The following is an 18,374-nucleotide window of genomic DNA, read 5'->3' on the forward strand; positions in this document are numbered from 1 at the left end:
ACGGCCTTCATCTGGCGTTCCGGGTGACCAAACGTCCATCAGTGCGCTGGCTCACGGCGGCCTGCCGGGACGAACGGCCCCCGCCCTCGACGAGGTCGACCGCGCGATGCTGGCCGAGCTGTCCGCGGACGGCCGGCTGGCGGTGCGGGCCCTGGCGGAGAAGCTGCACATTTCGCGCACGAACGCGTACGCCCGGTTGGAGCGACTGCTGGCCGAGGGGGTGATCACGGGCTTCGGCGCCCGCATCGACCCGCGCCGGGCCGGGCTGGGCACATCGGCGTACATCATGGTGACGGTGGAGCAGACATCGTGGCGCACGATGGCGACGGACCTCCACGAGATCCCGTACGTGGATCACGTGGCGCTGGTCGGTGGCGACTTCGACATCCTGCTGCTGGTGCGGACACCGGACAACCAGACGTTGCGGGACGTGGTTCTGGAGCGGTTGCAGGCTTTGGAGGGGGTGCGGTCGACGCGGACCTGGTTGATCTTCGAGGAACTGCCGGGCTCGGTCCTCGGCTGACCTACGCTGCCGGGCATGACGAGCTACACCTGCACCAGCTGCGGCGAGCACCACGAGGACCTGCCGTTCGCCTACAGCGCACCGGCCCCGGCCTCCGCGGCCGCCTCGTCCTGCCCGTTCTCGACGCCGACGACGACTTCGAGTGGGGCGTCTGGGTCTCTGTCAGCAAAGACAACTTCTTCCGCGCCGAAGAGCTCTGGGACAACCCCGGCCGCGCGGGAGAACCGCCGTACTTCGGCTGGCTCGCGACCGAGCTGCCCGGCTACGAACCCGGCACCCTGAACCTCAAGACCAACCTGCACACGCGGCCGCCGGGCGAACGGCCCGTCGTCGAGGTCGAGCCGACCGGGCACCCGCTCGCCGTCGAGCAGCGGGACGGGATCACGGTGATCCGCGTGCAGACCATCGCCGAGATGCTGCGGCACGCCTGACGAACGGGCAAAACCCGTGCCCGCAAGGACCTTGCCCGCCGATACCCGTACCGGCTAAGCAGGACTCCACGTGACCCCGTCGCCGGGCGAGTCTTATTTTATGTCGAGAAATAACTAGCTCGAAACCTATTGACGCCGCCCGCTCGCCCGGTGAGGATCGGCCGGTCCGCCGTTCATCGCAGAATGGACCAGACCATGGCCAGAAGATCCCGCGCGTGGGTCCGTGCGCGCCGAAGTTCGCTCGTCACCTTGATGAGCCTCAGCCTGCTCGGCGGGGCCGCGCAGGCGATCCCGGCCCAAGCCGCCGAAGCGCCGCAGCCCGTCATCGGCCAGCCGGCCAAGGACAAGGATGGCTGCGCCAAGATCGAGAACAGCCTGCCCACCCTCGCCGACTGGCCCAAGGTCGACAGCCAGTTGAAGGGCAAGGCGGGTGACGAGGCGCGGATCGCCAAGATCCTCTCCGGGATGACCCTCGAGGAGAAGGTCGGGCAGATGACGCAGCCCGAGATCACCTCGATCACCCCCGACGAGGTCCGCCAGTACGCCATCGGCACCGTCCTCAACGGCGGCGGCGCGTGGCCGGGCGCGAACAAGCACGCCACCCAGCAGGACTGGCTGAACCTCGCCGACGCCTACTGGGACGCCTCCAAGAGCAGCCGCACCAAGATCCCCGTCATCTGGGGCATCGACGCGGTGCACGGCAACAACAACGTCTACGGCGCCACCGTCTTCCCGCAGAACATCGCGCTCGGCGCGGCCCACGACCCCTGCCTCGTCCGCGACGTCGAGAACGCGACCGCGCGCCAGATCCGCGCCACCGGTCAGGACTGGGCGTTCGCGCCGACCCTCGCCGTCCCGCAGGACGACCGCTGGGGCCGCACCTACGAGGGCTTCTCCGAGGACCCGCGCATCACCCGCTCGTACGGCTACGAGGCCATCAACGGCCTCCAGGACGGCGCCACCCAGCGCATCACCTACAACGGCGTGATCGCCACCGCCAAGCACTTCATCGGCGACGGCGGCACCGCGAAGGGCCAGGACCAGGGCGTCAACCCGTCCTCCGAGGCCGACATGATCAACATCCACGGCCAGGGCTACTACGGCGCGCTCGCCGCCGGCGCCCAGACCGTGATGATCTCGTTCAACAGCTGGACCAACCCGGACCTCGGCATCAACGAGGGCAAGCTGACCGGCAGCGACAAGGCCATGAACCAGATCCTCAAGGGCAAGATCGGCTTCGACGGCCTGCTCGTGTCCGACTGGAACGCCATCGGCCAGGTCCCGGGCTGCACCAACTCCTCGTGCCCGCAGGCGATCAACGCCGGCATCGACGTCGTGATGGTGCCCGCCGACTGGAAGGCGTTCATCACCAACACCGTCGCCCAGGTCAAGAGCGGCCAGATCCCGATGTCGCGGATCGACGACGCCGTGACCCGTATCCTGCGCGTCAAGCTGCGTGACGGCCTGTTCGAGTCGCAGAAGCCGTCGGAGCGCTCCTACGCCAACTCCGACGACGCGCTGAAGGACAACTGGCTGGCCCGTGACGCGGCCCGCGAGTCGCAGACGCTGCTGAAGAACAACGGCAACGTGCTGCCGCTCAAGCCGAAGTCGAAGGTCCTCGTGGTCGGCAAGAGCGCCGACAACATCTCGAACCAGACCGGCGGCTGGACGCTAACCTGGCAGGGCACCGGCAACACCAACGCCGACTTCCCGAACGCCACGTCGATCCTGTCCGGCATCAAGCAGGACCTCGGCGACGCGAACGTCACCTTCGACGCCACCGGGACCGTGGACCCGAAGGGCTACGACGCCGTCATCGCGGTCATCGGCGAGACGCCGTACGCCGAGGGTGTCGGCGACCTGACCCGCAAGACGCTGGAGGCCTCGAAGCTCTACCCCGAGGACGCGGCCCTGCTGGACAAGGTCAGCGGCAAGGGCACCCCGGTCGTCACCGTCTACGTCGGCGGCCGCCCGCTGTACATGAACCACGAGATCAACCGCTCGGACGCGTTCGTCGCGGCCTGGCTGCCCGGCACCGAGGGCGGCGGCGTCGCCGACATGCTGGTCCAGGGCAAGGATGGCACCGGCTACCAGGGCAAGCTGTCGTACTCGTGGCCGAAGAGCGCGTGCCAGACGCCGCTCAACCCGTGGTCGCCGGACTACGACCCGCTGTTCAAGCTGGGCTACGGCCTGAAGAGCGGCCAGCGCGTCACGATCGGCCAGCTGGACGAGACCCCGGGCCCGGCGTCGTGCGGCTCGACCGGTGGGGGCGGGACCGCGACCGAGGACCTGTCGCTCTACGACCGCACGGATGTCGCGCCGTACAAGAGCTTCATCGGCTCGGCGTCGAACTGGGGCGGCACGGAGATCGGCCCGACCGGCACGGCGGCGCACCCCGAGATCAACACCGTTCCGACGGACGTCAACGTGCAGGGCGACGGTCTGAAGGCGACCTGGACGGGCACGGGCGCGGCCCAGTTCTACCTCCAGAACCCGGCGGGCACGAACGATCTCCGGAGCTACCTGAACGCGGACGGCGCGCTGGAGTTCGACACCACCGTGCAGCAGGCACCGGTCAACCGGACGGTGATCAGCATGCACTGCGTCTACCCGTGCTTCTCGGAGGTGAACGCGACGAAGCTGTTCACCGACCTCGCGGGCGGTCCGAAGACGACGGTGAAGATCCCGTTGTCCTGCTTCAACAACGGGCTGGACTTCGAGCACATCAACACCCCGTTCCTGGTGTACACGGACGCGGCGTTCCAGGCGTCGTTCGCGAACGTGCGCTGGGTGCCCAACGGGGCGAAGGATCCTGATGCGAGACCTTGTTCGAGTTTGACCTAGTACCGGCGGGGCCGGGAGCGACCAGCTCCCGGCCCCGCTCGTTTGACGAGGTGTAGCCCGCGTGCATCTCGGCTCGCTCGCCGACCTCGACGCTCGCCCGGCGCGAAATCCCCTGGAACCCGGCTGAGCCGCGCCGACAGAATGGCGGGATGACCTCCGCCACCGCGCTCGCGGACGAACTGCTCGACGTGCTGGCCACCTGGACCCCGCTCGAAGCGTCCTTCGTCGGCATCCCCGGCCACGACGCCGAGCTGGCCGATCCGTCCGAAGCCGCCCACCGGGGGCTGCGGGAGCGAGCCGCCAGTGTCCTCACCCGGGCCCGGGCCTCGGCCGACCCCGACCGGGTGACGCTCGGGGTGGTCGTCCAGCAGGCCGAGGCCCTGATCACCCAGCTCGACGCGCGGGTCGTGGAGTTCACTCTCGCCGACCCGATGTTCGCCGTCGGCATCAGCCACCTCGCGTTCCTCCCCCAGCTCACGCCGTCCGGCGAGCAGGCGGAAGAGGACTACCTGGCCCGGCTGGCCGGGCTCCCGGCGTTCTACGAGGCATTGGCAGAGCGCCAAGGAGACGGCCTGCGCGCCGGCCGGACGCCGGTCGACCGCAACGCGCGCAACGCCGTCGCGTTCCTCGACCGGTACCTCGCCCAGGCCGAGCTGTTCGCCCAGCCGCTGACCGGCGGCCGCGGCGAGCGGCGGGACCGGCTGGTCGCGGAGGTGGTCCGGCCCGCGTTGACGCGCTACCGGGAGTTCCTCGCGACCGACGTCGTCGGGCACGGCCGGCCCGACGACCGGCCCGGACTCTGCTGGCTCGAAGACGGCGCGGCGCACTACGCGGCGTTGGCGCGCATGCACACGACCACGAGCCACACGCCGGAAGAACTGCACCAGCTGGGCCTCGACGTGCTCGCCGGGCTCGAAGCCGAGTACGCCGAGATCGGCGGCCGCGAGTTCGGGCTGACCGACCCCGAGCAGGTGCGCCGCCGGCTGCGGACCGACGAAAGCCTCCGCTGGCGCGACGCCGAGGAGATGCTCGAGACGGCGCGGGCGGCGGTCGCCCGCGCGACGGCCGCGGCGCCGGGGTGGTTCCACCGGATGCCCCGCGCCGAGTGCGTCGTGCGGGCGGTCCCCGACGCCGACGGGCCCGTCGCCGCTCCGGCGTACTACCTGCCACCCGCCCTCGACGGCTCGCGCCCGGGCATGTACTTCACGAACACCTACGAGGTGCACACGCGCGACCGGTTCATCGCCGAGTCCGTGGCGTTCCACGAAAGCGTCCCCGGACACCACTTCGAGACGTCGCTGGCGCTGGAGCGGACCGACCTGCCGCAGCTGCGCCGGGTCGCGCCGGTGACCGCGTACAGCGAGGGCTGGGGGTTGTACTCCGAGCGGCTCGCCGACGAGATGGGCTTGTTTTCCAGCGATCTGATGAGGCTGGGCATGGTCGCCGAGGACTCGGTCCGCGCGGCGCGGCTGGTGGTCGACACGGGACTCCACGCGCTGGGCTGGACGCGTGGGCAGTGCGTCGAGTTCCTGCGGACGCACACGGTCTTGAGCGAGGTGGAGGTCCAGTCGGAGACCGACCGGTACATCGAGTGCCCGGGCCAGGCGCTGGCGTACATGACGGGCCGGCTGGAGATCCTGCGCCTGCGCCGGTTCGCCGCGGAGGCACTCGGGGAGGCGTTCTCCCTCAAGGACTTCCACGACGTCGTCCTCGGCGGCGGGCCACTGCCGCTGACGGTGCTGGAGGAGGTCGTCCGCGCCTGGGTGGGCTAGGCGGCCCGGACGATCTGGAGAGGCCGACGTCGACGCGCTGGTGGCCCTGCTGACCGACGACGTCTTCGTGTCCATGCCGCCGCTGCCCTCCGAATACGAGGGCCGGGAGGCCGCGGTGCGCTTCTGCGCGACCCTCCTGGACGCGGGCTGCCGATTCGACCTCGTGCCGACCCGGGGCCAACGGCCGGCCGGCGTTCGGGGCCTACCCGCGTGGTCCGGACGGGACTCACCACGCGACGGGCCTGTTCGTGATCACCCTCGCCGACGACCGGATCTGCGGCATGATTCGCGTCGAGAACAGTATGTTTCCCGCGTCCGGGTTGCCGCGAAGCCGAGAGGGAGCGAAGTCATGACGGAGTGGTACGGGGTGCGGTGCGTCTTCCGGTGGACCGAAGCGGTCGAACCGTCGTACGAGGAGCGGGTCACGGTGTGGCACGCGGTCGACGCCGACTCGGCGCTGGCGCTGGCCGAGACCGAAGCGCGGGAGTACGCGCAGGAAATGGGGGCGACTTACGTGGGGCTCGCACAGTCCTACGCCACGGGGAACGAGGAGCTGGTGTCCGGCAGCGAGGTGTTTTCGCTGCTGCGTGACAGCCCGTTGCCGCCGGAAGAGTACGTGGACCGTTTCTTCGACACCGGCGACGAACACCAGGGCACGGCCTGACCCGGCCGCCACCCCGCCGGAAACCCCCCGCCGTGGCACACTTCGTCGACCACGACGCCGTTCAGGGAGCACCACGCATGACCGATCGCCCGGCCAGGCGAACGCAGGAGCAACGACGCGCCGAGACCGAGCGGCGCGTGCTCGACGCCGCGATGGCGCTCATCGCGCGCAGCGGGTCCCGGGCCGTCACGCTCGCCGAGGTCGGGGAAGCCGCCGGCTACAGCCGCGGCATCGTCTACCACCACTTCGGCAGCCGGGAGCGGCTGCTGGAAGCCCTGCTCGACGAGGCTCAGCGGTTCGACGTCCCCACCTACCAGGGCGACGGCCTGGACCACCTGGTGCGGATCGTCGAGGCGTACCTGCGCAACGTCGTGCGGCGGACGCCGTCGGCGCGCGCGTTCCTGCAGCTGTGGGGCGAGGCGATCGCCGCCGACCCGGTGCTGGCTCCGCTGTTCGCCCGCCGGGACGCCGACTTCCGGCTGCTCCTGGCGAACGTGGTCCGCCAGGGGGTCGCCGACGGGTCGGTCCGGCCCGACGCGAACCCGGCCGCGGCCGCCGTGCTGGTCGTCGCCCTGGTCCGCGGGACCGGGCTGCAGCTCATCGCCCAGCCCCCGGTCCGGGGCGTCCCCGCCCTCATCCGGGAGGCGACGCGCTCGGTGCGCGCGGCGTTCGCGGTCACGCCGTAGCTTCCGGCGGTGGTCCCCGGCCGCGGCCGCTGCTACAGTTACTTGCGTACATGCACGCAAGTTTAGGAGTGAGGATGTCTGTTCCCCTGGTACTCGTGCACGGCAATCCGGAGAACACCGGCGTGTGGGGACCGCTGATCGAGGCACTCGGCCGGGACGACGCGGTGACGCTGTCCCCGCCCGGGTTCGGGGTGCCCGCGTCGGACGGCTTCTCCGCCACCGTCGAGGGCTACCGCGCATGGCTCGCCGAACGGCTGGAGCAGTTCCGGGAGCCGGTCGACCTCGTCGGCCACGACTGGGGCGGCGCGCACGTCGCCCGGATCGCGATGACCCGCCCGGACCTGGTCCGCAGCTGGGCGTCGGACGCGCTCGGCCTCTTCGACCCGGGCTACGTCTGGCACGCCCGGGCCCAGGTGTGGCAGCAGGAAGGGGCGGGCGAAGCCTCGGTGAAGGAGATCTTCGGCGGCACGCTGGCGCAGCGACTGGAGGTCGTCCACGCGCTCGGGATGACCGGCCCGGCCGCGGAACGCGTGGCCGCCGGGATGGACGACGGCATGGGGCGGGCGGTGCTCTCGCTGCTGCGGTCGGCCGCCCAGCCGGTGATGGCCGACGCGGGCCGCGACCTCGCGAAGGCGCGACAGCGGCCCGGCCTGGCCCTGGTCGCGCTCGCGGACGTCGACCAGGCCAGCGGGACGCCGGCGCAGCACCGGTCCGCGGGCGAGGCCGCCGGTGCCGAGATCGCCGAACTCCCCGGTGTCGGCCACTGGTGGCCGGTGACGGACCCGCACCCGGTAGCGCGTGTCCTGACCGAGTTCTGGTCCCGTTTGGACGGTTAGGCCGGCCCTAGTGCTGCATGCCGTAGGACTTCTGGCAGGGGTAGCCGTCGCCGGTGGCCGACCAGCTGGCCGGGTAGCCGTTCTGCGCCCAGGCGGCGTAGGCCTGCGCGTAGGAGTAGCCGCGCGCGTGCAGCCACTGGCACGGCGTCTGGCCGGGCGCGGGGGTGATGGTGATCCACGGCTGGGCGTTGATCCAGCTCGGCTGCGCGTACCACTGACCGGAAGTGCCTTTCGGCTCGACGAGGACGGTCTGCGGCGGCTGGACGACCACGGTCTGCGGCGGTGCCACGGTGACGGTCGGGGTGCTCGGCGCAGTGGTGACCACTGTGGACACCGTGGGCGGGCCGGCGCCCCCGGAGATCGCCCGCGGCAGCCCGCACGCGGCGAGCGCGAGCACGGCGGAAAGGGCGGCGGTGGCTCGGAAAAGGCGCATGGCTGGGCTCATTTCGTCCGGGTCATGTGGCTGCCGACGATGACGCCGCCGGAAACGGTGTAGGTGCCCGCGAAGGTCCGGGCGCTGCCATCGGTCTGGACGGCGGACAGCACGACGGAAACCGTGCTCCCGCGGACGTCGGTGACGGTCAGCGTGTCCCACGACGTCGTCGAAAAACCGTTGACGTACTTGATGAATCCGCCACCGCCCGCGATGCGGCTGCCGCCGAGCGACCACGCCGTGGCGAAGTCGCGGCGGTTGATGGCGTCGTAGTACGCGACGACCGTGCGCGCTTCCGACGTGTCCGTGGGCGCGACGTACGCGGGCGGTTGCGGAACGTAGACCGTCTGCGGCACGGCGACGACGGCGGTGCTGGTCGTCGTGCCCGGCGTGACGGCGACGGGTACGGGCACCCCCACCACCGGCGGCACCCCGCACGCGGCGGCAGCCGCTCCGATCAGGACGGCGACGAGAATTCCGGAGGCTTTCATGGAAATCAACTTCTTCCGTGTCCGCCCCCAGGAATCGGCGCGCCCGGCCGATCTGCAACGGATCCCCGAGAACGCGACCCAAGCGTTATCCCGTGGGAATCAGCCGTTCCGCCGCACGATGTCGTAAGCCGTCATCGCGGCAGCCAGCTGACGCGCGTCCGCCGGCTGCGTCGCGTCGTACCCCGTCAGCAGCTGGATCCGGCCCAAGCGGTACGTCAGCGTATTCCGGTGAATACTCAACGCTGACGCCGCTTCGCCGCGGTTGTACCCCGACGTCACGAAAGCACGCAGGGCCTCGATCAAATGCGGGTGCTCCGCCAGCGGCGCCAGCACCCGGGCCAGCACTTCCCGCGCCGGACCGGGCTGGGCGATCTGGTACTCGATCGCCAGGTCGCCCAGCCGGTAAAGCCGCGGCGGCCGCCCCAGGTTTTCCGCCAGCGCGAGGATTTCCAACGCCGAAGAATGCGCGAAGGGAATGTCCGCGTGCGTCGAAGCGCGGGCGGTGGCCGCGATGCAGGGACGGCCGCAAACCCGGTCCACCCGGGCCGCCACCTCGTCGGCCGACGAGGTGGCGGGCACCAGAAGCACGCCCCCGTCCCCCTCGAACGTGACCAGCACGCCCGGCTGACCGTCCAAATCGGACCGGACCGCGCGGACCAGCTCCGTCGCCGCCCGCGCGTCCGCGGTCGCCGGCAACGCGGGCAGGTGGAACACCACGACGTCGTAGCTCTCGGCCAGCTCGCGGCGACGCACCGGCCGGCCGGCGAGCAGATGAGCCGTGAGGTGCTGCCGGTCCTCCCGCTGCTCCCAGTCGAGGTCGTCGCGCTCGCGCAGGTACGCCTCGGCGACGCGGGGCATCACCTCGCCGAGGAAGTCCAGCATCCGCGCGCCGAGCCGCGCGCGGTCGCCCGGCACCTGCTCCCACGCGACGCTCGCCGCCAGCGGGTAGATCCGCAGCACGGCCTCCAGCGGCAGGCCGTCCCGGGCCCGCTCGGCACCCCACGCGATCGGCAGCGCGAGCTCGGCCTCGGTGGGCCGGCGGTCCTGCGCGACCGTCGTGAGGAACAGCTCGAACACCGCCATCGCGTTGGCGACCAGGTCGCCCTCCAGCACGCTCGCCGGCAGCAGCCGGTACGCCGGGATCTCGGCGGCGCACCGGGCGATCATCGCGGCGGCGATCTCCCCGGACCGCGGGAAGAGCGCCTCGACGGCATCCACCTCCATATTGTCACCATGCACAAACGGTCCCGGCAAGTTTCTGCGCGTTTTGCCAGCAGACAGCGTTGATCAACGAGCGCATGCTGTGCACACCACCAGACGAAGGGACTTCGCAATGGCGCGGGGAACGAAACGATGGCTGGCCGCGATCGGCCTGGCGGGGGTGCTGGCGCTGAGCGCGGCCGTCCCGGCCCAGGCGGCCACCGGCGGGAACAACGACTTCGGCTGCCGCCCGGGCGCGGCCCACCCGAACCCCGTCGTCCTGCTCCACGGCACCTTCGCCACCTACTACGAGGACCTCAACTTCCTCCAGGCCGACCTGGCCGCCCGCGGTTACTGCACGTTCTCGCTGACCTACGGCGCCTACCCGCAGTTCCCCTTCGTCGGCGGGCTGAAGCCGGTCGCGGAGTCGTCGCTGGAGATCAAAGCCTTCGTCGAGAAGGTCCGCGCGGCCACCGGCGCGGCCAAGGTCGACGTCGTCGGGCACTCCGAAGGTGGCCTCCAGTCGCTCTACCTGGCCAAGATGCAGGGCATCCAGAGCGAAATCGGCCAGGTCGTGGCGATCGCCCCGCCGACGCACGGCGCGAACGCGTCCGGCCTCCTGACGCTGGCCTACACCCTGCTCGGCAAGGGCACGTGGGACACGATCGTCAAGACCCTCGGCCTCCCGATCTTCGCCGACGAGCTGGACGGCGGCGCGGCGATCGTCGCCCTGAACACCGGCCCGGTCGCCCAGCCCGGCATCGGCTACACGATCATCACCTCGCGCTACGACGAGCTCGTGACGCCGACCGAGACGTCGTTCGTGCGCGAACCGGGCGTCAAGAACCAGTACGTCCAGGACTTCTGCCCGCTCGACCCGGTGGGCCACATCGGCGAGGCCTACGACCTCAACGTGTGGCACCTCGTCCGCAACGCCCTCGACCCCGCGCACGCGGCACCGATCGGGGTCTGCGCCGCCGGCTCCCCCGGCTGAGTATCTGCATCCGCGCGTTCCCCCTCTTCTCGGTGCGAGCAGAGGGGGAACAGATGAACGACGGCGTCTTCGAACGCGTCGAGAGGCTGAGCCGGCGGGAGCGCGAGATCTTCGGCCTGCTCGGCCACGGCCTCTCCAACCGCGGGATCGCCCGCCGGCTGGACATCAGCGAGCGCACCGTGAAGTTCCACGTCAGCAACGTCCTGATCAAGCTGCGGCTGGAGTCGCGGCTGCAAGCCGGGTCGGTGGCCTGCCTGCTCGACGCGCGGCCGGCCCCGCCCGGCCTCCCCTGAACGGCGCAACCCCAAGGTCCAGTGTCGCCGCCCCGCCCGCGGCGGGAGGCTGGCTGCCGGGCGGGTTCGCCGCCCGGAACAGGGGAGGTGCCAGATGAGAAGATGGGCAGGCGCAGCCGCCGTCGTGGTGCTCGGGGGGTTGCTGGTCCACGGCACGGCGCAAGCGGGAACGCCGGCGGTGCCGGGGAAGGCGTCCGCCGCGGTCGTCCTCCGGTCGGCGACGACCGAGAAGGACGTCCTCAGCTCGTGGACGCCCGAACGGATGCGGGCGGCCAAGCCGGCCGACATCCCGAAGGAACAGCACGGGGCCGAGCCGCAGTCCCACGTCCTGGCCGCGCAGTCCGCGCCGGGCGCGGCGGTGACGAAGTCCGCGCCGGTGCCGCGCCCGGACGCGCTGACGTCGCTCAGCCAGTCGCAGGTCTGGACCGCGCACGGCCAGATGCCCGCGACGACCGTCGGCAAGCTGTACTTCGACGAGCCCGACGGCGGCCACCAGTGCACCGCGAGCGTCATCAACTCGACGAACCGCAGCATGATCTGGACCGCCGGGCACTGCGTCACCGACGGCGCCAAGCACTGGTACAGCAACTTCGTCTTCGTCCCGGACTACGCCGGTTCCGGTGAGCCGCTGGGCCGGTGGAGCTGGAAGTCCGTGTCGACGCCCACCGGCTACTTCGACGGCAGGGACAGCGACTACGACTTCGCGGCCATCACGCTCTGGCCGCGCAACGGTGCCAGCGTCGCCAACGTGACCGGCTGGCAGGGCTACAAGTTCGGCCAGGGCTACGACTGGAACGTCTACGAGTTCGGCTACCCGTTCGACACGCACGCGGCCCGCACCGGCATCACCGGGCAGGAGCTGCGCTACTGCACCGGGACGACGTGGCGCCCGGGGATCTGGCCGTTCCAGCCCGGCCAGGAGGCGATCCACTGCGACCAGGGCCACGGCGCGAGCGGCGGCCCCTGGCTCGACGACCTGCAGCTGTCCCGCGGCTGGGGCTACCTCGTCGGCAACGTGAGCTACCACTCCGACGACAACTCGGACGAGGAACGCAGCCCGCACTTCGGCGACGCGGCGATCAACGTCTACAACGCCCAGCAAGCCGCCTGACGCACGCCCGTCGTGAGTGGGAAACCGGGTTTCCCACTCACGACGGCTTTCAGGCGAGGCCGATGGCGAACACGTGCAGGTTGCCGTCGGAGGGCAGGGTCACCGAGGCGATCTGCTTCCCGGCCGGAGCGTCGAACGGCGTCGTCGCGTAGACCGACGCTCCGCCGCTCCGGCCACCCGGCTGGTTGCGGTGGTCCGTGCGCGCCACCAGGGTGTTGCCGAACACCGGGTCCGTGCCGCCGCCCGGGAACACCCAGTCGCCGAAGGACAGGTCGGCGGCCGCCGTGGTGCCGTCGGTGAACGTCACCGTCGCCGACGCGCGGTGGTCGCCGTTCGACGCCGTGCCGATGAACGACAGCCGCGTTCCCGAAAGCCGGATCGTCTGCCCGGCCGGGACGACGTTGTCCGGCCGTCCCGCCGGGGCCGCGGGCCAGACGAACGACGTGCCGGCCGCTTGCCCGGTCTGACCGCCCACCAGTCCGGCCGCGGCCAAGGCCTGCCGCGACAAGCTGTTCCCGGCGCCGTCGATGTCGGCCGAGCCCGCGTCGCCGTCGTCGGAGATGCCGACGTTCGAATACGCCGCCGCCAAGCCGTCCTTCGGCGCGACCAGCACGATCACCGAGCCCGGCACCGACGTCGGGCCCCCGCGGACGGTCACCGGCACCTGGTAGTAGCCCTCGGGCGTCCCCGCGGCCACCGACACGCTCAGCTTCGCGGTACCGCCGCCGGTCCGGTCGTCGAGGCGCAGCTGACGCGGACCGGTCACCGAGATCCCGGGCGGCGCCTTCGTCGTCACCTCGAGCACGCGGTCGTGCCCGCCGAGCCGCTGCCCGCTGACCGTGGCCTCCCCCGTGCTCCCGGGTGAGACGACGACCTGGTTGGTCACCGAGGCCAGGAACGGCTTCTCACCGTCGCGATAGGACTGAGGCGCCGAGTCCGCGGCCCAGTGCTTGTCCGGAGTGGACACGAGCGAGAAGTCCAGCCGGCCGCCGTCGCGAACCACCCCGGCGGGCAGCGACGTCCGGTTCCAGTCACGGCCGTTCAACGACAGCGAGTGGACATACGTCGCGGGCGCCTGGGGCGCTCGGACGTCGAGCGTCCGGCCGTTCGGCAGGCTGAGCACCGCGCGTTCGAACAACGGGCTCGCGACGACCAGGTCCGGCGTGCCCGGGGTCGCCGGGTAGATGCCGAGCGCGGCCCAGACGTACCACGACGACTGCGCGCCGAGGTCGTCGTTGCCCGGCTCGCCGTCCGGCGTCGCGCTGAACAGCGTCGTCGCGATCTCGCGGACGACCTGCTGCGTCTTCCACGGCTGCCCGACGTGGTTGTACAGGAACGGGACGCCGAAGTCGGGCTCGTTGCCCGCCCACATGTACGGCTCGTTCGGGCCGACGTTCAGCTTCTGGAAGAACGTGTCCAAGCGCTGCGAAACAAGAGCCGGGCCGCCCATCGCCGTCACCAGCCCGGCCGGGTCCTGCGGCACCAGCCACGTGTACTGCGCGGCGTTGCCCTCGTCGAAGCCGTCCTGGCCGAACTTGCCCGGCGGCGGCGGGACGTAGGCCGGGCCGTCCGGGAAGCGGCCGTCCTGGGCGCGCGGCTGGAGGTAGCCCGTCAAGGGGTTGAAGATGTTCTGCCAGCTCTGACCGCGTTTCGTGAACTCGCGGGCGACGTCGCGGTCGCCGATCCCCTGCGCCAGCTGGGCGATGGCGAAGTCGTCGATCGCCCACTCCAGGGTGATCGACGCGCCGACTCGGGCGTGGTCGCCGCGTGAGGCGTCGTTGTTCGGCAGGTAGCCGCGGGCGACGTAGTCCGCGATGCCGCGGCGTTCCTGGTACGCCCCCGGTGTGTCGTCGACCGAGGTCGCGCCCTTGACCAGGTACTTCAACGCCGTCTTGACGTCGAAGTCGCGCGCCCCGAAGGCGTAGAGGTTCGAGATCAGCGCGACCGAGCTGTCGCCGGTCATCTGGCCGGTGTAGTCGTTCGCCATCGGCCACCGCGGCCACCAGCCGCCCTGCACGGCGTCGTTCGTCAGCGACTGCGCCATGTCGCTGGCTTCCTTCGGGAACAGCATGGCGTGCAGCGGCGCGAGCGAGCGGTAGGTGTCCCAGTCGGAGAAGTTCGCGTACTGGTGCCGCCCCGCGGGAAGAGTCCGGATCTGGTCGTCGAAGCCGATGTAACGCCCGTCGGCGTCGTCGAACGTGTTCGGGTGCATCAGGGAGTGGTACAACGCGGTGTAGAACGTCTTGAGCTGCGCGGTGTCACGGCCGGCTACGCGGATCTTGCCCAGCGCCTGCGTCCACTTGTCCCTTGTGGACTTCCGGACCGCGGCGAAGTCGAAGCCCGGGACCTCCGCGGCCATGTTGGCTTTCGCGCCGTCGACGCCCACATAGGACATCGACACCTTGGCGTGCACCGTCCCGGAACCGAACGTCAGGTACGCCCCCGCCCGCGGCGAGTCGACGCTGTCGGTGCCCGGCTTGACCGACGAGCCGTCCCACGTGCCGTGCGCGGTGAACGGCTGGTCGAACGCGATGTCGTAGTAGACCGTGTACTTGTTCGGCTTGCCGCAGAAGTTGCCGGTGGTCGCCGAGCCGCTGACCTCGCGGTCGCCGGTGATCTTCAAGGTGGCGGCGGAGTTCCCGGCCAGGCTGGCCCCGCCCTTGACCAGCACCTGCGGGGTCGAGCCGGCCGGGTAGGTGAACGTCGCGAGCCCGGTGCGGGTCGTCGCGGTCAGCTCGGCCCGGACGTTCGAGCCGTCGAGCGTCACGGCGTAGTAACCCGGCTCGGCCTGCTCGCCGTCGTGGCCGAAGTGCTCGGTCCGGTCCCAGGGGGCGCTGCCGACGTCGCCGGTGACCGGCAGGAGCGGCACGTCGCCGAACGCGTTGCAGCCGACGGAGGCGTGGTCGAGGCTGAACCCTCGGATCTGGTCGGAGTGGTACTGGTAGCCGGCGTATGCGCCCTGGGTGTCCGGCGAGAACTGCATCATCCCGAACGGCGCCGCCGGCCCGGGGAAGTTGTTGATCTCGCCGACCGAGCTCCCGCCGCGGCCGGTGCCGATCAGCGGGTCGACGTAGGCCGCCGGGTCCCCGACCAGGGCTGACAACGTTGTCGGAGCCGCCGAAACGACGGCGGGCGCCCCGATCACCGCCGTCGCGACCACCGCCGCCATGAACCGATACCGCACCCGGTGCCTCCCGAAGCCGACAGCCTTGTCATCCGACCTTTGCGTGCGTCCGGGGCCGCGGTCAACACTTTGACAAAGACCTGGCTCGTGCCCTCAACGTATGAAGATCCGGTCAGGATCGGGTGGCGGCCGGGTCAGGACGCCTAACCTCGACGCCGTGTGCGCACGTGTACTGGTCGCCGAGGACGACGAGAAGCAGGCCGAGGTCCTCCGGCTCTACCTCGAGAGCGAAGGTCACACCGTGGTGCTGGCCGCGGACGGCCGCGCGGCCCTCGACGAGGCTCGCCGCGAACGGCCGGACCTGCTGGTCCTCGACGTGATGATGCCCGAGGTCGACGGCCTCGACGTCTGCCGCATCCTGCGCGGCGAGTCCGACGTCGCGGTGCTGATGCTCACCGCCCGCGCGACCGAGGAGGACCTGCTCCTCGGCCTCGACCTGGGCGCCGACGACTACCTGACCAAGCCGTACAGCCCGCGCGAGCTGATGGCCCGGGTCCGCACGCTGCTGCGGCGGACGTCGGCCCGCGGCGAGCCGCCCGACCCGGCGTTGCGCGCCGGCGCCCTGCGGCTCGACCCGGTCCGGCACGAGGTGTCGGTCGACGGCCGCCCGGTGGAGACCACCCCGGGCGAGTTCCAGCTGCTGGAGACGCTGATCCGGCAGCCCGGGCGGGTGTTCACCCGGCGGCAGCTGCTGGAGCTGACCCGCGGCGACGACCGGTTCGTCAGCACCCGGATCATCGACGTCCACGTCCTCAACCTGCGCAAGAAGCTCGAGCCCGACCCGCAGAAGCCCGTCTACCTGCGTACCGTCTTCGGCGTGGGGTACAAGCTGACGGCGGAAAATGACGCGTAGCTTCCCCCTCCGGCGCAGTCTCGTCGTCCGGTTGACGGCGGTCTCCCTGCTGATCGCGCTGGGCTCGATCGCCGCGACCGCGTGGCTCGCCGTGCAGACCACCACCCGCGCGATCCAGCAGGAGCAGGGCCAGGCGCTCTCCGGCGACGCGACGATCTACACCGAGGTGCTCGGGTTCGCCGCGGCCAACCACACCTGGGACCAGGTCGGGCCGAAGCTGAAGGCGCTGTCGGACCAGACCGGCCGGCGGGTCGTGGTGACCACGCTCGACCGCCGCGTCCTCGGCGACTCCGGCGGCGCGCCGGTCACCCTGCCGGTCAAGGCGACCGCGTCGGTCGACCCGCTACACGTCGACCCGGTGCTGCTGCCCCAGGCCGGGACCAGCGGCATCGACCCGCGCGCGGTCGGCCCGTACCGGCTGTCGGCGGCCGAGCACAACGACCTCGACGGCCTCGCCCGGAAGGTCGCCTCCTGCCTGACCGACCTCGGCTTCCCCAGCCAGGTGCGGGACGCGGCGAGCGGGCGCCCGCAGCTCACCGGCCTCGATCCGCTGGCCGCGCGTTACTTCGCGGCCAAGTGCGGGGTCTACGACCTCGCCGAGGCCACGCCGACCGAGGCCGCCGCGCTCGCCAAGCTCAACGACGCCGTGAACAGCTGCCTCGAGGCCCAGAAGCAGCAGCCGGTGAAGCTGGGGCTCGACTTCGAAACGCTCGGCGAGACCGACCAGGGCCGCAGCCAGGGCTGCGTCGACTCCGCCCGCCGCGCGCAGCTGACGCCGTACGTCGCGCCGCCCGCACTGCTCTTCACGCTCGGCCCCGGCGGGTCGCAGCTGCCGACGTTCACGCTGTCGCAGGAGAACCTGACCCGGATCCTCGCGGTGACCGGCGGCGTGCTGGTGCTGGCCGCGGCGATCACCGTGCTGGTCGCGCGGCGGCTGTCACGGCCGCTGCGCGCGCTGACCGAGGCCGCGAAGCAGGACCGGCCGGCGCCGGTGAAGTCCCGCGACGAGGTCGGTTATCTAGCGGCCGCGTTCAACGACCTCACCGCGCGGCGCGAACGCATCGAGGAGCAGCGCAAGGCGATGGTCAGCGACATCGCCCACGAGCTGCGCAACCCGCTCAACGTCATCCGCGGCCGGCTGGAAGCCGCCGAGGACGGCCACCTGCCGTTCGACCGCGCGCTGTCGACATCGCTGCTCGAAGAGACCGTGCTGCTGCAGCACATCGTCGAGGACCTGCAGGACCTCGCCGCCGCCGACGCCGGCCGGCTGCGGCTGCACCCGGAGCCGGTGGACGCGGCCGAGCTGGCCGGCCACGTCGCCTCCGCGCACGCCGACCGGGCAGCTGCGGCGGGTGTCACGCTCACCGTCTCGGCGCACGGCGACACCGGGCTGGCGGCCGACCCGGTGCGGCTGCGCCAGGTCGTCTCCAACCTGGTGACCAACGCGGTCCGGCACACGCCGCCCGGTGGCCTCGTGACGATCCACGTGTCGTCCACTGTGGACGAAGTGGTGATCGCCGTGGCGGACACCGGCACCGGGATCGCCGCGGCGGACCTGCCGCACGTGTTCGACCGGTTCTGGCGGGCCGAGAAGTCCCGCAGCCGCCAGACCGGCGGCAGCGGGCTCGGCCTCGCCATCGTGCGCCACCTGGTGGCGGCACACGGCGGCACGGTCACCGTCGAGTCCGACGTGGACAGTGGATCGACGTTCACCGTCCGGCTACCGAAGGCGGATCTGCGTGGTGAGGGTGCCGGGATGCGCGACGCGCAGGAACGTGACGGCGGTGACGGTCACGGCCAGGGCGGTGCCCCAGCCGAGGGTGATCGTCGTACCGCCGCGGCGGATCGTCAGCCCTGACGCGGTCGCGCTCGTGTCGGCGCAGCGCACGTCATCGCCCGGGTGCGGGACCAATCTGTTCGGTAAGCGGGGCGGTGCCCCGGACCGCGCGAGGTGTCCTGTTCGGCCGGTCCGCGCTGCTCCAGCGGTGAGAAGAGCCGCCGGTTCGGGGCGCCGGGCGGGAGCGGGGCGAGGGGCGGGAACGGCCCGGCGGCCGGCGGC

Annotated in this window: 16 protein-coding genes; 12 read left to right on the plus strand and 4 right to left on the minus strand. The window is 71.3% G+C overall.

Going from position 1 to position 18,374, the window contains the following annotated elements; translation table 11 throughout:
* The first annotated feature begins 46 nt into the window (after positions 1-46).
* From ACZ7OH_RS01850 to ACZ7OH_RS01880, 7 genes are all read left to right on the plus strand, one after another.
* Positions 47-523, plus strand: coding sequence for an Lrp/AsnC family transcriptional regulator (locus ACZ7OH_RS01850; RefSeq protein WP_364466030.1), 477 nt, complete (start codon positions 47-49; stop codon positions 521-523).
* A gap of 110 nt (positions 524-633) precedes the next feature.
* The gene (locus ACZ7OH_RS01855) at positions 634-954 is read left to right on the plus strand and encodes a DUF2199 domain-containing protein (RefSeq protein WP_470279565.1); all 321 of its coding nucleotides are present in this window, start codon (positions 634-636) and stop codon (positions 952-954) included.
* A gap of 252 nt (positions 955-1,206) precedes the next feature.
* Complete coding sequence (locus ACZ7OH_RS01860; protein ID WP_470279566.1) at positions 1,207-3,798, plus strand: glycoside hydrolase family 3 protein; 2,592 nt, start codon at positions 1,207-1,209, stop codon at positions 3,796-3,798.
* 149 nt (positions 3,799-3,947) lie between these two features.
* Positions 3,948-5,570 carry a DUF885 domain-containing protein gene (locus ACZ7OH_RS01865; protein ID WP_470279130.1) on the plus strand — a complete coding sequence of 541 codons (1,623 nt, stop codon included), beginning with the start codon at positions 3,948-3,950 and terminating at the stop codon, positions 5,568-5,570.
* Between the two features lie 349 nt (positions 5,571-5,919).
* Positions 5,920-6,234: a hypothetical protein gene (locus ACZ7OH_RS01870; RefSeq protein WP_470279131.1), complete on the plus strand. Its 315-nt coding sequence runs from the start codon at positions 5,920-5,922 to the stop codon at positions 6,232-6,234.
* A gap of 77 nt (positions 6,235-6,311) precedes the next feature.
* Positions 6,312-6,920: a TetR/AcrR family transcriptional regulator gene (locus ACZ7OH_RS01875; RefSeq protein WP_470279132.1), complete on the plus strand. Its 609-nt coding sequence runs from the start codon at positions 6,312-6,314 to the stop codon at positions 6,918-6,920.
* 74 nt (positions 6,921-6,994) lie between these two features.
* A complete protein-coding gene (locus ACZ7OH_RS01880) occupies positions 6,995-7,756 on the plus strand; it encodes an alpha/beta fold hydrolase (RefSeq protein WP_470279133.1) in 762 nt (253 codons plus the stop codon).
* A gap of 7 nt (positions 7,757-7,763) precedes the next feature.
* On the opposite strand, the gene ACZ7OH_RS01885 is transcribed toward ACZ7OH_RS01880, so the two are convergent.
* The 3 genes from ACZ7OH_RS01885 to ACZ7OH_RS01895 all read right to left on the minus strand — a co-directional run bounded on the left by ACZ7OH_RS01885 (position 7,764) and on the right by ACZ7OH_RS01895 (position 9,898).
* On the minus strand, positions 7,764-8,189 hold the full coding sequence (locus ACZ7OH_RS01885; protein WP_470279134.1) for a hypothetical protein: 426 nt from the start codon (positions 8,187-8,189) through the stop codon (positions 7,764-7,766).
* Between the two features lie 8 nt (positions 8,190-8,197).
* A complete protein-coding gene (locus ACZ7OH_RS01890) occupies positions 8,198-8,680 on the minus strand; it encodes a hypothetical protein (RefSeq protein ID WP_470279135.1) in 483 nt (160 codons plus the stop codon).
* 99 nt (positions 8,681-8,779) lie between these two features.
* Positions 8,780-9,898 carry a PucR family transcriptional regulator gene (locus tag ACZ7OH_RS01895; RefSeq protein ID WP_470279136.1) on the minus strand — a complete coding sequence of 373 codons (1,119 nt, stop codon included), beginning with the start codon at positions 9,896-9,898 and terminating at the stop codon, positions 8,780-8,782.
* Between the two features lie 115 nt (positions 9,899-10,013).
* Here ACZ7OH_RS01895 and ACZ7OH_RS01900 point away from each other — a divergent pair, with 115 nt between their 5' ends.
* The 3 genes from ACZ7OH_RS01900 (at position 10,014) to ACZ7OH_RS01910 (ending at position 12,278) form a co-directional block, all read left to right on the plus strand.
* Complete coding sequence (locus tag ACZ7OH_RS01900; RefSeq protein WP_470279137.1) at positions 10,014-10,874, plus strand: esterase/lipase family protein; 861 nt, start codon at positions 10,014-10,016, stop codon at positions 10,872-10,874.
* A gap of 53 nt (positions 10,875-10,927) precedes the next feature.
* The gene (locus ACZ7OH_RS01905; RefSeq protein ID WP_400893837.1) at positions 10,928-11,167 is read left to right on the plus strand and encodes a helix-turn-helix domain-containing protein; all 240 of its coding nucleotides are present in this window, start codon (positions 10,928-10,930) and stop codon (positions 11,165-11,167) included.
* 94 nt (positions 11,168-11,261) lie between these two features.
* Positions 11,262-12,278, plus strand: a complete 1,017-nt coding sequence (locus ACZ7OH_RS01910; protein WP_470279138.1) for a trypsin-like serine peptidase — start codon at positions 11,262-11,264, stop codon at positions 12,276-12,278.
* A 49-nt stretch (positions 12,279-12,327) separates the two neighbouring features.
* On the opposite strand, the gene ACZ7OH_RS01915 is transcribed toward ACZ7OH_RS01910, so the two are convergent.
* Positions 12,328-15,462 (minus strand): GH92 family glycosyl hydrolase, encoded by a 3,135-nt coding sequence (locus tag ACZ7OH_RS01915; RefSeq protein WP_470279139.1) that lies wholly within the window; start codon positions 15,460-15,462, stop codon positions 12,328-12,330.
* Between the two features lie 157 nt (positions 15,463-15,619).
* On the opposite strand from ACZ7OH_RS01915, the gene ACZ7OH_RS01920 reads away from it, so the two are divergent.
* Both ACZ7OH_RS01920 and ACZ7OH_RS01925 read left to right on the plus strand, forming a co-directional pair.
* Complete coding sequence (locus ACZ7OH_RS01920; protein ID WP_470279140.1) at positions 15,620-16,315, plus strand: response regulator transcription factor; 696 nt, start codon at positions 15,620-15,622, stop codon at positions 16,313-16,315.
* Positions 16,305-18,173, plus strand: coding sequence for a sensor histidine kinase (locus ACZ7OH_RS01925; RefSeq protein WP_470279141.1), 1,869 nt, complete (start codon positions 16,305-16,307; stop codon positions 18,171-18,173). Before ACZ7OH_RS01920 ends, ACZ7OH_RS01925 begins: the two co-directional genes overlap by 11 nt.
* Positions 18,174-18,374: the final 201 nt, after the last annotated feature.

The sequence above is a fragment of the Amycolatopsis sp. NPDC114478 genome (assembly GCF_055633805.1).

What these genes read in the sequence shown, in the direction of transcription:
- ACZ7OH_RS01905 (WP_400893837.1), top strand. Translation starts at nt 10,928, where the DNA reads ATGAACGACGGCGTCTTCGAACGCGTCGAGAGGCTGAGCCGGCGGGAG.
- ACZ7OH_RS01865 (WP_470279130.1), top strand. Translation starts at nt 3,948, where the DNA reads ATGACCTCCGCCACCGCGCTCGCGGACGAACTGCTCGACGTGCTGGCC.
- ACZ7OH_RS01910 (WP_470279138.1), top strand. Translation starts at nt 11,262, where the DNA reads ATGAGAAGATGGGCAGGCGCAGCCGCCGTCGTGGTGCTCGGGGGGTTG.
- ACZ7OH_RS01900 (WP_470279137.1), top strand. Translation starts at nt 10,014, where the DNA reads ATGGCGCGGGGAACGAAACGATGGCTGGCCGCGATCGGCCTGGCGGGG.
- ACZ7OH_RS01925 (WP_470279141.1), top strand. Translation starts at nt 16,305, where the DNA reads ATGACGCGTAGCTTCCCCCTCCGGCGCAGTCTCGTCGTCCGGTTGACG.
- ACZ7OH_RS01890 (WP_470279135.1), bottom strand. Translation starts at nt 8,680, where the DNA reads ATGAAAGCCTCCGGAATTCTCGTCGCCGTCCTGATCGGAGCGGCTGCC.
- ACZ7OH_RS01885 (WP_470279134.1), bottom strand. Translation starts at nt 8,189, where the DNA reads ATGCGCCTTTTCCGAGCCACCGCCGCCCTTTCCGCCGTGCTCGCGCTC.
- ACZ7OH_RS01860 (WP_470279566.1), top strand. Translation starts at nt 1,207, where the DNA reads ATGAGCCTCAGCCTGCTCGGCGGGGCCGCGCAGGCGATCCCGGCCCAA.
- ACZ7OH_RS01870 (WP_470279131.1), top strand. Translation starts at nt 5,920, where the DNA reads ATGACGGAGTGGTACGGGGTGCGGTGCGTCTTCCGGTGGACCGAAGCG.
- ACZ7OH_RS01880 (WP_470279133.1), top strand. Translation starts at nt 6,995, where the DNA reads ATGTCTGTTCCCCTGGTACTCGTGCACGGCAATCCGGAGAACACCGGC.
- ACZ7OH_RS01875 (WP_470279132.1), top strand. Translation starts at nt 6,312, where the DNA reads ATGACCGATCGCCCGGCCAGGCGAACGCAGGAGCAACGACGCGCCGAG.